Below are 11,214 nucleotides of genomic sequence, written 5' to 3' on the forward strand. Positions count from 1 at the left end.
TAGAGAATCCGATGAATGAATATGGTAAAAAGCTTGAAAAACCGATTTCCCAATCACTATGCGTAAAGTGACCCCTTCCATTTTTCTGATTGGCCCAATGGGCGCGGGCAAAACCACGATTGGCCGGCGGCTGGCGCAAGCGCTGCGATGGGTTTTTATCGACAGCGACCAGGAAATCGAGCAACGAGCCGGCGTCAGCATTCCCCTGATTTTCGAACTGGAAGGCGAGGCGGGTTTTCGTCTACGCGAGAAAGCCGTCATGGCCGAGTTGACCCAACGCCAGGACATCGTGCTAGCGACTGGCGGCGGCGCCGTGTTGGATCGCGACAACCGCCGTTATCTGACTGGGCGGGGTCTGGTGGTTTATCTGTACGCCTCGGTGGACGAGCAGCTCCGCCGCACCCGTCATGACAGTCACCGCCCTTTACTGCAAACGGCTGATCCAAGAGGCCGGCTTGAAGCGCTGTTTAGCTTGCGCGATCCGCTTTACCGGGAAGTTGCCGACCTGATGGTCGCCAGCGATGGTCAAGCGCCGCGCGTCATCGTCCAGCAAATTCTTACCCATATTCAGGAAATACCTTCCCTATGAAAACTCTGCACGTTGAGCTTGGCGACCGTCGCTATCCCATCCATATCGGCCCTGGCCTGCTGGCGCGGCCTGAATTGCTGACTCCCTGCATTCCCGGACGACAGGCGCTGGTGGTCAGCAACACCACGGTTGCTCCTTTGTACCTGGAGCCGGTGCGCGCTTCGCTGGACGGGCTGCGTCATGAAGCGGTGATTTTGCCGGATGGCGAACAGTATAAAACGCTGGACACGCTCAACGAGATTTTCACCGCGTTACTGAATCATCGCTTCGACCGGAATTGTACGGTCATTGCGCTCGGTGGCGGAGTGATTGGCGATATGGCCGGCTTTGCCGCCGCCTGCTACCAGCGCGGCGTGCATTTTATCCAGATTCCCACCACGCTGCTGGCCCAGGTGGATTCCTCGGTCGGTGGCAAGACCGCAGTCAATCACCCGTTTGGCAAGAATATGATCGGAGCGTTTTACCAGCCGCTTGGCGTCCTGGCCGATACCGATACCCTAGCGACCTTGCCGGATCGGGAGCTAAGCGCTGGCTTGGCGGAAGTGATCAAGTATGGGCTAATTCGCGACTTGCCGTTCCTGGAATGGCTGGAAGCGAACCTGGAGGCGCTCATGGCGCGCAATGCCGCAGTTTTGAGCGAGGCCATTGAGCGTTCCTGTCGGAACAAGGCGGAAATTGTCGCCGCTGATGAACGGGAGACTGGCGAACGGGCCTTGTTGAATCTAGGCCACACCTTTGGCCATGCGATCGAAACCGGGGTCGGTTATGGAGAATGGCTGCATGGCGAAGCGGTAGCGACGGGAATGGCCATGGCGGCTGATCTGTCAGCGCGGCTGGGTTGGTTGAACCGGGAACAGGTGGAACGGGTTCGTGCGTTGCTCGCGCGCGCCCGCTTACCCTTGCAGCCGCCGTCGCAATTGACGCCCGATGATTTCCTGCGCTTGATGGCGGTAGACAAAAAGGTCAAGGATGAGCGGTTGCGGCTGATCCTGTTGCGTAATTTGGGTCAGGCGGTCATTGCCAGCGATATTAATCCACGGCTTTTAACAGAGACGCTGGAAACATCGCTTTGATCGAAATCTACCCACCGGCTTGCCCTCTATGGCAATAAGTCACTGCTAGTAATGGGATAATCGATGCCGGCCTGTTCCAGATCAACGAAGGTTGTTGCATGCAGCGCCGGGTCGATCTCCAATCCCAGCAACAAGCCGATTTGTGACAGCGAGAAGATGCCGCGCACCGCCAAGCGGTTGGTTTCAGGGTGGATGTCCACGATCATCGCATGTTGCCGATTCACTTGCCGCAGTGTCGCGATGATGTCGCCGATCCGCGCTTTCGCGACGTCCTCCATCAACAACACTTCCAGCTTCGGTTGCAGGGTCATGATGTCGGCAACTAGCAAATCTTCCCAACTGCCGCCTGCCTTGGCCAGGATGCGCTCCGGCTTTTCACCTTCAATATCGCGACTGGTGATCAACCCGACAATATGGCCTTCGGCATCACGCACCAACAGCATGCGCACCCCGCGCTTCATCATCGTCTCACGCGCCTTGTTCAATGGGGTGTCTAATTCGGTGGTATAGGCGGTCACCAGGCTAAGATCGGTCATTACCGACAGGGCTGGATCATCGGCGGTGATGTGCTCAGGCAGGTGCTGCTTTGGACGGAAATAGCCAGCGCCAGCTTCAAGATGATGAAACGTCAGCGTTTGATAAGTTTGGGACATCGGAATCTCCGGGAAAGTTGAAATAATGGCGTCAGGCGCCTACGAACGCCGAACAGGCCGGGCGATGACGCCATCGGTCCATTCCAGAATCGCTCGCACGCGCGGCGTCAACATGTTCCAGGCTTCAGTGCGGCTAACCCAACGGAATTCGCTATGCTCGGGACGGCCTAACTCGGGATTCAAAGGCAATTGGACCTCAGCGTTTGGCGATTCGGCAATATAGTAGCGGGCCACCTTGCGCCCTTGGTTATAAGGGTGGGTTTCGCGGTAGATATCGCCCCAGCGAAACCGCAGCCCGGTTAGCGTGGTTTCCTCTTCCACTTCACGGACCGCCGCTTGCAGGGGGGATTCATTAACTTCCACCACGCCTTTGGGAAAATCCCAATAATTGTAGGCTCTCAGCAGTAAATAGTCGTAATGTTCGCCGGTCCAATGCACGACCACGACCCCGGAAGACAGGATGCGGGAACTGGCGGGCTTCAGAGGCATGGTGCGATTCACTGGGTATCCCGTTCAACGTCCAACGCCAGAGTGATAGGGTCTGCTTAATTCATGCGCGGCTTCCACCAGCACCCGGACGTGCTCGGGGTTAACGCTGGGTTGAACGCCATGCCCTAGATTAAACACATGGCCGGAACCAGGGCCGAAATCAGCCAGCACTTGGGCAACCTGTTGGCGGATGCGGTCGGGTGCGGCATACAGTACAGCCGGATCGAGATTACCTTGTACGGCAACCCGATCGCCAATCCGCCGACGCGCTTCGCCAAGATTAACCGTCCAGTCGATGCCCACCGCTTCGCAGCCGGTTGCGGCCATCGCTTCCAGCCAAGCGCCGCCCCCTTTAGTGAACAGGATCACCGGTGCTTGCTGGTCGCCGGTTTCGCGCGCTAACTCTGCAATAATCCGCGCCAGGTAGGCCAGTGAGAATTCCTGGTAAGCGCGTGGGGTCAGAATGCCGCCCCAGGTATCGAACACCATCAATGCCTGCGCGCCGGCGGCTAATTGAGCGTTCAGGTAAGCAATGACCGCCTGCGTGGTCACCTCCAGCAAGCGATGCAGTGCCTTGGGCTGGTCGTACAGCAATCCTTTGACCTGGGCGTAATCCTTGCTGGAAGCGCCTTCGACCATATAGGTCGCCAAAGTCCACGGACTGCCGGCAAAGCCGATAAGCGGGACTTGCCCGTTCAATTCCCGGCGGATCAACCGCACGGCGTCCATCACATAGCGTAGCTCTACTTCCGGGTCAGGAACGGACAATTGTTCAATATCTCGTGCCAACCGAACAGGCCGGGCGAATCGTGGGCCTTCGCCCTCACTGAACGATAGCCCCAAACCCATAGCGTCAGGCACGGTCAAAATGTCCGAAAACAGAATAGCGGCGTCCAGCGGAAAACGGGTCAGCGGTTGCAGCGTGACCTCGCAGGCCAGTTCCGGGGTTTGGCAGAGGCGCATGAAATCGCCGGCGCGGGCGCGAGTCGCACGGTATTCGGGCAGATAACGACCCGCCTGGCGCATCAGCCAGACCGGGGTCACATCCACCGGTTGACGGCGCAACGCTCTTAGCAGGCGATCGTTTTGCAATGGGGTGGTCATGGTTGCTCGGTTTGAGGTCGGTCCAAAATTCAGCGGGGGCGTGCAGCGAAGCGCGCTATTAACTCGATTTTGACGGTAATTTTACATCAAGTGCGCCAAGGTTTCCGAAATAGCGTCTATGTAATGAATAACCGTGAGACACCATAATACTTAGCTGGTTGATCATTGACGTTCTGCAAAATCGTTCAGTGATGACCGATTTTGGTATTCCTTTGTTCCACATCAGGAGATTGCCATGACCGACTCCGTCCGCCATTCAGGCCGTGGCCCGTTTCGTGCCGATCAACTGCGTGATGGCGACCGTTACGAACTCTCGAACGGCCACCCGATTTATTGTATGCCCGCCGATTGGAAACACGGTTCGGGAAGCACGACCGGCGGCCTCGTGCTGGAAGTGACCCGGATGTCCAATGGACGGGTTCTATAGTCAAACAGTTTTTAGATAGTTTGAAAAACCGCTGTTAGTGCATCAAAAAGAGTTTGACAATTTGGAAGAATTTTTTTCAACTTCCCCTTAGAGACTGTACGAAAATAACATATTGATTTTATTATTTTTTTTTTGATAGAATTACCCAAAAAAGCCCAAATTATTTTAGTTTCGAAATTTTTGTTCGAGGTGCGCGATGTCTTGGCCGAAGGAAAAACCGTTTAATCGCTATCCCAGTGATCTTACCGATGCGGAATGGGAGAGGGTTCAACCCCTTTTGGAAGAACGCGAGCCAAATACGCGAGGACGTCCCCGAGAAGTGGATCTCCGCGAGATTTAAATGCAATTTTTTACATCAATAAAACGGGTTGTCAGTGGCGATATCTTCCCAAAGATTTTCCGGCGTATACCACCGTCAGCACTTATTATCATCAATGGATCAATAACGGTGTTTTCGAGAAAATTAACACGGCGCTTCACCAAAAATTTCGTCAAGAAGTAGGGCGAAATGAGACCCCAAGCGCCGCGATCATTGATAGCCAATCGGTGAAAGGCACCCAGGAATGTGCGGATGAAACAGGATTGGATGGAGGCAAGTTAGTTAAAGGAAGAAAAAGGCATATTCTAGTGGATACAATAGACCTGCTCCGAAATATGTAGCATAACTCATTGAACCTCATAGCCATTTCTTAGGTTGCAGAGTCCAGCGACGACCAATATAATTTGATCGCTTACATTATTAAGGCGGTTTCTAAACTTTATTGTTAGTGCACCAAAGTTCTTTAATTGACCGATGAGATGCTCAATGCCAACACGAACCTGACTGATCAGGCGATTTTCTCTTTTCTGTTTTGGCGTCAGCTTCGGATTTGGATGAGTTTTTGACTTGCGTGGTTTTTTATGGGGAATATGAATAGTCCCGATCTTGGGATAGTTTTTTTCGATCCCTTGATAGCCTAAATCGGCCGAAACTTCTACGGATGAAAGCCCCGGTTTTTCAGGGTCCAGTTCTCCTTTTAACATGGCGTAGTCATGCTGATGTCCGGGCGTGGTTGGGCCGATGACATCAATACCCCCTTTAATAGGGGCGATGACCGTGTTTTTGAGGGTATGGGCCTTTCTCTTACCGCTATAATAGTTTTTTTGCCGACGCTTGTTTTTCGGTCGACGACAGGGCCTTTCTGTCGCATCAATCATAATTTTTCTATTTTTTTCAGTATCTTGTTCTTGTTGACTGTCTATCGGCACGATTTTAAGGTGGCGATGAGGTAAAACATGAAGCTCTTTTTCAGCCTGCTTCAAAATCGGGATTAACTTCATCACATTTTCTTGAGCTTTTGACGGACTCATATCAAATAAACAACCTAATACGTCAAAGGTTGGATAGTTTTTTAGATAAAAAAGAAGAAAGAAAAGCTTTAATTCAGGCGTCGACAAAATTCCCCTGCGCCCACCGCCCGGGTGGCGTCGACGTTGTGCCTGCTGTCGGCGATAACGCCGCCGTTTCTCTTCGTTCAAACAGCGTGCAAACACAGGAACAAGTTGATCAAATTCTTGCTGAGAAACCCCGGTCATCGCTCTGAATTGTCGTTCATTACGCACAGCAATCGATTGAAAGTTTCGCATGACGACTCTCCTTTATCTTGAGTTTCCTTACTTCAAATATGGGGACTCTTTCCAAAAATTCAATACCTAACTTATTGACAATAAACATAATCTTATAAAACCTTAGAAAAAAAACAATGATAAATCATTGAAAATTATATAAAAATTATTAAGGAGCGAGTCTAATGGGTTGTCTAATTTATGTCGGGGTGCATGCCGCGAATATTCCGGATGTAAAAGGCGCACCACAGGTATTACAAGGTGGGCTATCCATCGCCAATACGATCCGGAAAGTTTGGGCCGATGGTGCTTATCAAGGTGAGTCCCTGGCTCAATGGCTTGAGAAAAACTTTAACTGCACGATTGAAGTTGTTAACAAAAATAAAGAAGAGAAAGGATTTCAGGTTTTACCTCGGCGATGGGTTGTTGAAAGAAGCCTCGCTTGGTTGGGGCGATCTTGTCGATTAAGTAGAGATTACGAAAGGAAGCCTGCATCGAGTCAAAGTCAAGTCTACCTTGCTTCAATTCGATTAATGTTGCGAAAATATTTAAGAATCGTGAATTATTGCAGGAACCCATTTTAGAGGCTGCGTAGGATATTAAGTTTTCGTACAGTCTCTTAGTCTCTTGATGGTCTGTGGGCATGTTCTATTTATTTAGTCGAGTATCAGGGTATCTCTATTATAGTAAAGAAACCACCCGCAAAGCGGGTGGTTTTGGTTAACCCCTAAAAGGGGATAGTCTGCCTTGCCCCCTGAGGAGGCAAGGGCGTCGTCCCCACAGGATGGGTTCTCACTTTAGAAATCGAAACCGCGCTGTTCGGCGTCTCTTTCCTTACGCTCTTGATACCGCACATACTTGCGAATCTTCTCGACATCCAGTCCTATCGTATCCACACAGTAGCCGCGCGCCCAAAAGTGGTTGCCCCAATAGGGTCTCCTTTTCAGTTCGCAAAACCGATTGAAGACCCGAATGGCCGTCCGCCCCTTCAGCGTTCCCACAAAGTTAGAAATCGACAACTTCGGCGGAATCATCACCAACAGATGAACATGATCCACCTGGATATTTAATTCAACAATTTCCACTTTTTGATAGTCCGAAAAGGCGTGAATACATCGCGATACCTCTTCTGCGATGTGCCCTGTGAGGACTCGATACCGGTATTTCGGAACCCAAACAATATGATACTGGCAGTGCCAGATCGTATGTGATAACTTTCTGAATCGACTCATGGTCAGTACTCCTCTCGATCTGTTGTGGGGACAACAAACCGTAGTAGTACCCCATGAGTCGATCAACTGGCAAAGCCGTTGATCTCTGACCACGCCCTAAGGGCGTGGTTTTCTACGTTGTTAATAAATTATTAAGCGTCTTTGAACGCTTAGAGTGGTGTTTTTTCTTTCTTATTAAGTGATTCTATAATCATCGACTACTTATTCAAAAGCAGGTCTAAATAAAGAGAGCGGGAATTGCTGACGATTCAGGGTGTCCATCCCGATTTTGAATAAGGTAATTATGTCAATTTTCGACGTACCATTCAAATAATTCTGTATCACTCTTGTTCTTAAATCTTCACTATATGGCTTGGACATTGAGATACTCCTTAGTTTGTCTATTATATAATAACTAATAAAAAACTGTTTGACTATAACGGCGGGCGGAGATGCGCCGGTTCCCGTCAGCACCGCTGACGTTGCGCATGGAGCGCTGCTGGGTTACTGCAGCAGGAGCTACTGGCGCTTGTGGTGTTACTGCGCGCATTTTCGTCCAGATAGCGCCACCAACCGTATTTCAATCGATCCCAAAAGCGCTGTCGTGGAGGATGGCCTGCATTTCTCAGCGCCTCGATCACTGCCTCGACATCGATGATCGTATTATCGTAGTCGACACAAGCCCAATGATGTCTGGGATCAAGCCTGACATGATGTACGCCGGATTGCGGAGTCAGAATATCCAGGATGGTTGATGCCTGTAGGTCATCCTTCAATCCCTCCATGAAGAAGCACCGAGTAACGAGAGTTGAAGGATGATCATGGGCATGAGCGGCATGATGCTCATGGTTGCCAGCGTGGTCGAAAGTGTTCATCGCAGCATCCTCCTCGTCAATGAAGGTTAGTCATGCTATTTTTAGCTCCGTACCCGAGTACGGAGTCAAGCATGAAAAAATCCGCTGCGCTAACGGTGGGTGAGTTAGCCAAAGCCGCTGGAGTCCACGTTGAGACTGTGCGTTACTACCAGCGGCGCGGCTTGCTGACGACGCCTGAGCGCCCTTACGGGACGATTCGCCGCTATTCAAACGCTGACTCTAATCGACTGTGCTTTATTCGTCGGGCGCAGCGGCTGGGTTTCACGCTGGATGAGATTGCACAACTGCTTGCTTTGGACACGTTCCGGGATCGGGATCAGGCGCGCGCTCTGGCCGAGATCAAGGTGGCTGACCTGGATGCGCGCATTGCCGATTTGCAGGCCATGCGCCGGGTACTGGTCGAGCGCATCGCCGATTGCACCCATGGCCAACCGACCGAACCCTGCCCGATTCTTGGCGTCTTTCAAGAGGATGTTCATACCTCCAGATAATCAAGAATGCCCTCCGCCGCTTCCCGACCCTCGAACACGGCGGTCACCACCAGGTCGGAACCACGCACCATGTCGCCGCCGGCAAAGACCTTAGGATTACGAGTCTGGAATTTGAATCGTCCCTTGGGCGAAGCCTGCACCCGGCCCCGCAAGTCGACCGCGATGCCGAATTCGCTGAACCACGGCGCGGGGTTGGGCTGGAAGCCAAAGGCGATGATCACCCGGTCCGCCGGGAGCACTTCCTCGGAGCCGGGGAGGATTTCCGGCGCGCGCCGGCCTTTGGCGTCGGGCGCGCCCAGCCGCGTGGCGCACACTTTGACGCCTTCCACCCGGTCATCGCCCACGATTTCCAGCGGCTGACGGTTCCACAGAAAGCGCACGCCTTCTTCCTTCGCATTGGCGACTTCGCGGCGGGAACCCGGCATGTTCGCCTCATCGCGGCGATAGGCGCAGGTCACGCTGGCCGCGCCCTGGCGAATCGCAGTACGGTTGCAATCCATCGCAGTATCGCCACCACCGAGCACCACCACGCGCTGGCTTTGCATATCGACGAATTCGTCAAGGTCCTTTTCCAGCCCCAGTACGCGGTTAATGTTGGCGATCAAATAGGGCAGCGCCTCATGGACGCCGGGCAGATTCTCGCCGGGGAAACCGCCTTTCATATAAGTGTACGTCCCCATGCCGAGAAACACAGCGTCGTATTCAACCAGCAGACGCTGAAACGGCAGGTCACGGCCAATCTCGGTGTTCAGCACGAATTCCACGCCCATGCCTTCCATGATCTCGCGGCGGGTTTGCACCACTTCTTTTTCCAATTTAAACGGTGGAATGCCGAAGGTCAGCAGGCCACCGATTTGCGGATAGCGGTCGAACACCACCGGCTTGACCCCGTTGCGGACCAGAATATCGGCGCAACCCAGGCCCGCTGGCCCCGCGCCGATAATCGCGACGCGCTTACCAGTCGGCGTGACTTGCGACATATCCGGTCGCCAACCGGCTTTGAGCGCCTCGTCGGTGATGTATTTTTCAATCGAGCCGATGGTGACCGCGCCAAAGCCATCGTTCAGGGTGCAGTCGCCTTCGCACAGCCGATCCTGCGGGCAAACCCGGCCACACATTTCCGGCAGCGAGTTGGTGCGATGCGAGAGTTCAGCGGCTTCAAATAGATTGCCCTCGGCAATCAGTTGCAACCAGTTGGGGATGTAGTTATGAACCGGGCATTTCCACTCACAATAGGGATTGCCACAATGCAGACAGCGACCGGCCTGGGCGGCAGCGGAGTCCGCATTGAACTGTCCGTAAATTTCCTTGAATTCGAGAACGCGCTCACGAGCCGGTTTCTTATCCGGGTCCTGGCGGGGGGTTTCAATGAACAACAGGGGTTTGGCTTGGGACATAGCTAAAACTCAATTTGTTGGATTCCAGAATTAAAAAAGACTTTCTTGTGAATTTAAAATTGTAGATAGCTGGGAATGATTAGAATAAGTAGGCCAGTCAGGACTATATTCTTCTGCCTGATTACCCCAGACAAACCAACCGGTTCGTGGACCGCGAGCAAACAATTCTATATAAGGACCATTGCTACACGCTTCAATAATTTCATACTGTTCATCAGGCTTTCTACTATGTTCCTGTTTCATGGAAACGATGATATTCTCTTGGCTTCTACCCGGTTGAAGAGTCCTAACATTTTTTCCGCGCACACCAAAAAGAATCATTTCAGTTACATTTCTAAAGTAAAAACCCACTCCTCTTCGATCAGGACCACCATCTTTGCGAGTTTTATACCAAATAATATTGGTTTTATAAGTGAACCCCCATTGCTCCATCACTTGTAATCCGAGACTAAGTAGTGCGTTGGGAACCCATAAATATAAGTGTGCGTTATCTTGTGCAATTGTTTGAATCGGTAGTTCTTTACTATCTTCAATCGGCATAGTTGGGTAGCGTTGCAATCGTTTATGCTCTGGGGCCATTTTTCCCGTGCGATTGGTAAATTGCCAGGGCGGATCAGCGAGAGTAGTAGCGAATTTGCGGTCGCCAACGGTTTGTAAAAGATCTTCAGAGGCGTTGCTATCCATTTAATCATCCTCGATATAAAGTGATTTTGAGATTCCAAAAACTAAAATTGGGCATCCCGCACCACTACCACCTTCAATTCTTGGAACGAGCTTACCCATGTGCGTCGTTGATGTGCCATAAGAGGAGCCACGACCTAATTCATTGAAAATATCTTGCAACTCATCACACCTTGTAATGATAATCCCAACACTAAATTGCTCGAAGATCAAACAAAAGTCTAAAATTGTTTAGATCTCTGTCATAAAAGGGATCTTTGTTATTCCATTCAATCTCTAATGCAACTCGATTTTTAAAACAATCGACTTTATGCGTTGGAGAGTCTGTTGTCTTTTCATCGACGACAACTTGAGTTTTGAATTCTTTCTCAACCCATCCCTGTTCATAGAGAAAGTTGTCAATAAACTCAGAAATTTTTGATTTTCTTCCACCAGGATTAGTTATCCAGCTTTTTCTTAGCCGAAATGCTGTTAGTACTGAAATAACATCCTGCCATTCATTTGAAAAATCTTCTTTCAAGATTGCACATGCATGTTTCCATTCATGAATCTCATAATTTTCTCGAATAAATGCTGGAAGAAAATCAATACTCATAGTCTTTTTATCATACTCCAGCTA

General features: G+C 51.1%; 13 protein-coding genes and 2 pseudogenes. 6 read left to right on the top strand and 9 right to left on the bottom strand.

Features of this window, described 5'->3' with window-relative positions:
• Positions 1-58: 58 nt before the first annotated feature.
• Positions 59-589: a shikimate kinase AroK gene (gene aroK / locus H6973_08185; protein ID MCP5125602.1), complete on the top strand. Its 531-nt coding sequence runs from the start codon at positions 59-61 to the stop codon at positions 587-589.
• Entirely contained in the window at positions 586-1,662 is a 1,077-nt protein-coding gene (gene aroB / locus H6973_08190; GenBank protein ID MCP5125603.1) for a 3-dehydroquinate synthase, read from the top strand. The genes aroK and aroB overlap by 4 nt, the downstream gene beginning before the upstream one ends.
• A gap of 26 nt (positions 1,663-1,688) precedes the next feature.
• On the opposite strand, the gene H6973_08195 is transcribed toward aroB, so the two are convergent.
• The 3 genes from H6973_08195 to hemE are packed head-to-tail and all read right to left on the bottom strand — an operon-like array spanning position 1,689 to position 3,908.
• Positions 1,689-2,315, bottom strand: a complete 627-nt coding sequence (locus H6973_08195) for a CBS domain-containing protein (protein ID MCP5125604.1) — start codon at positions 2,313-2,315, stop codon at positions 1,689-1,691.
• A 39-nt stretch (positions 2,316-2,354) separates the two neighbouring features.
• A complete protein-coding gene (locus H6973_08200) occupies positions 2,355-2,804 on the bottom strand; it encodes an NUDIX domain-containing protein (protein MCP5125605.1) in 450 nt (149 codons plus the stop codon).
• A gap of 24 nt (positions 2,805-2,828) precedes the next feature.
• On the bottom strand, positions 2,829-3,908 hold the full coding sequence (gene hemE / locus H6973_08205; GenBank protein MCP5125606.1) for a uroporphyrinogen decarboxylase: 1,080 nt from the start codon (positions 3,906-3,908) through the stop codon (positions 2,829-2,831).
• 235 nt (positions 3,909-4,143) lie between these two features.
• On the opposite strand from hemE, the pseudogene H6973_08210 reads away from it, so the two are divergent.
• Positions 4,144-4,328, top strand: a pseudogene (locus tag H6973_08210) (Uma2 family endonuclease).
• A 262-nt stretch (positions 4,329-4,590) separates the two neighbouring features.
• A complete protein-coding gene (locus tag H6973_08215) occupies positions 4,591-4,995 on the top strand; it encodes a transposase (protein ID MCP5125607.1) in 405 nt (134 codons plus the stop codon).
• A 6-nt stretch (positions 4,996-5,001) separates the two neighbouring features.
• On the opposite strand, the gene H6973_08220 is transcribed toward H6973_08215, so the two are convergent.
• Complete coding sequence (locus H6973_08220; GenBank protein ID MCP5125608.1) at positions 5,002-5,961, bottom strand: transposase family protein; 960 nt, start codon at positions 5,959-5,961, stop codon at positions 5,002-5,004.
• 164 nt (positions 5,962-6,125) lie between these two features.
• Between H6973_08220 and H6973_08225 the strand changes: the two genes are divergently transcribed.
• Positions 6,126-6,524 carry a transposase gene (locus H6973_08225; GenBank protein MCP5125609.1) on the top strand — a complete coding sequence of 133 codons (399 nt, stop codon included), beginning with the start codon at positions 6,126-6,128 and terminating at the stop codon, positions 6,522-6,524.
• A gap of 213 nt (positions 6,525-6,737) precedes the next feature.
• Here H6973_08225 and tnpA read toward each other — a convergent pair whose 3' ends face one another.
• On the bottom strand, positions 6,738-7,172 hold the full coding sequence (tnpA, locus tag H6973_08230; GenBank protein ID MCP5125610.1) for an IS200/IS605 family transposase: 435 nt from the start codon (positions 7,170-7,172) through the stop codon (positions 6,738-6,740).
• Positions 7,173-7,618: 446 nt separating this feature from the next.
• A complete protein-coding gene (locus H6973_08235) occupies positions 7,619-8,026 on the bottom strand; it encodes a cation transporter (GenBank protein MCP5125611.1) in 408 nt (135 codons plus the stop codon).
• Positions 8,027-8,097: 71 nt separating this feature from the next.
• On the opposite strand from H6973_08235, the gene H6973_08240 reads away from it, so the two are divergent.
• A complete protein-coding gene (locus tag H6973_08240; protein ID MCP5125612.1) occupies positions 8,098-8,517 on the top strand; it encodes a MerR family transcriptional regulator in 420 nt (139 codons plus the stop codon).
• Here H6973_08240 and H6973_08245 read toward each other — a convergent pair.
• The 3 genes and pseudogenes from H6973_08245 to H6973_08255 form a co-directional block, all read right to left on the bottom strand.
• A complete protein-coding gene (locus H6973_08245) occupies positions 8,502-9,914 on the bottom strand; it encodes an FAD-dependent oxidoreductase (GenBank protein MCP5125613.1) in 1,413 nt (470 codons plus the stop codon). The genes H6973_08240 and H6973_08245 overlap by 16 nt on opposite strands.
• A gap of 30 nt (positions 9,915-9,944) precedes the next feature.
• Positions 9,945-10,598 (bottom strand): S-adenosylmethionine-binding protein, encoded by a 654-nt coding sequence (locus H6973_08250; GenBank protein MCP5125614.1) that lies wholly within the window; start codon positions 10,596-10,598, stop codon positions 9,945-9,947.
• A pseudogene (locus H6973_08255) lies at positions 10,599-11,190 on the bottom strand (restriction endonuclease).
• Positions 11,191-11,214: the final 24 nt, after the last annotated feature.

Source organism: Gammaproteobacteria bacterium, from assembly GCA_024235095.1.
Taxonomy (GTDB): Bacteria; Pseudomonadota; Gammaproteobacteria; order Competibacterales; family Competibacteraceae; genus UBA2383.

Excerpts from the sequence above, each read along its gene's own strand:
- aroK (MCP5125602.1), top strand. The coding sequence starts at position 59 with ATGCGTAAAGTGACCCCTTCCATTTTTCTGATTGGCCCAATGGGCGCG.
- aroB (MCP5125603.1), top strand. The coding sequence starts at position 586 with ATGAAAACTCTGCACGTTGAGCTTGGCGACCGTCGCTATCCCATCCAT.
- H6973_08195 (MCP5125604.1), bottom strand. The coding sequence starts at position 2,315 with ATGTCCCAAACTTATCAAACGCTGACGTTTCATCATCTTGAAGCTGGC.
- H6973_08200 (MCP5125605.1), bottom strand. The coding sequence starts at position 2,804 with ATGCCTCTGAAGCCCGCCAGTTCCCGCATCCTGTCTTCCGGGGTCGTG.
- hemE (MCP5125606.1), bottom strand. The coding sequence starts at position 3,908 with ATGACCACCCCATTGCAAAACGATCGCCTGCTAAGAGCGTTGCGCCGT.
- H6973_08215 (MCP5125607.1), top strand. The coding sequence starts at position 4,591 with ATGGGAGAGGGTTCAACCCCTTTTGGAAGAACGCGAGCCAAATACGCG.
- H6973_08220 (MCP5125608.1), bottom strand. The coding sequence starts at position 5,961 with ATGCGAAACTTTCAATCGATTGCTGTGCGTAATGAACGACAATTCAGA.
- H6973_08225 (MCP5125609.1), top strand. The coding sequence starts at position 6,126 with ATGGGTTGTCTAATTTATGTCGGGGTGCATGCCGCGAATATTCCGGAT.
- tnpA (MCP5125610.1), bottom strand. The coding sequence starts at position 7,172 with ATGAGTCGATTCAGAAAGTTATCACATACGATCTGGCACTGCCAGTAT.
- H6973_08235 (MCP5125611.1), bottom strand. The coding sequence starts at position 8,026 with ATGAACACTTTCGACCACGCTGGCAACCATGAGCATCATGCCGCTCAT.
- H6973_08240 (MCP5125612.1), top strand. The coding sequence starts at position 8,098 with ATGAAAAAATCCGCTGCGCTAACGGTGGGTGAGTTAGCCAAAGCCGCT.
- H6973_08245 (MCP5125613.1), bottom strand. The coding sequence starts at position 9,914 with ATGTCCCAAGCCAAACCCCTGTTGTTCATTGAAACCCCCCGCCAGGAC.
- H6973_08250 (MCP5125614.1), bottom strand. The coding sequence starts at position 10,598 with ATGGATAGCAACGCCTCTGAAGATCTTTTACAAACCGTTGGCGACCGC.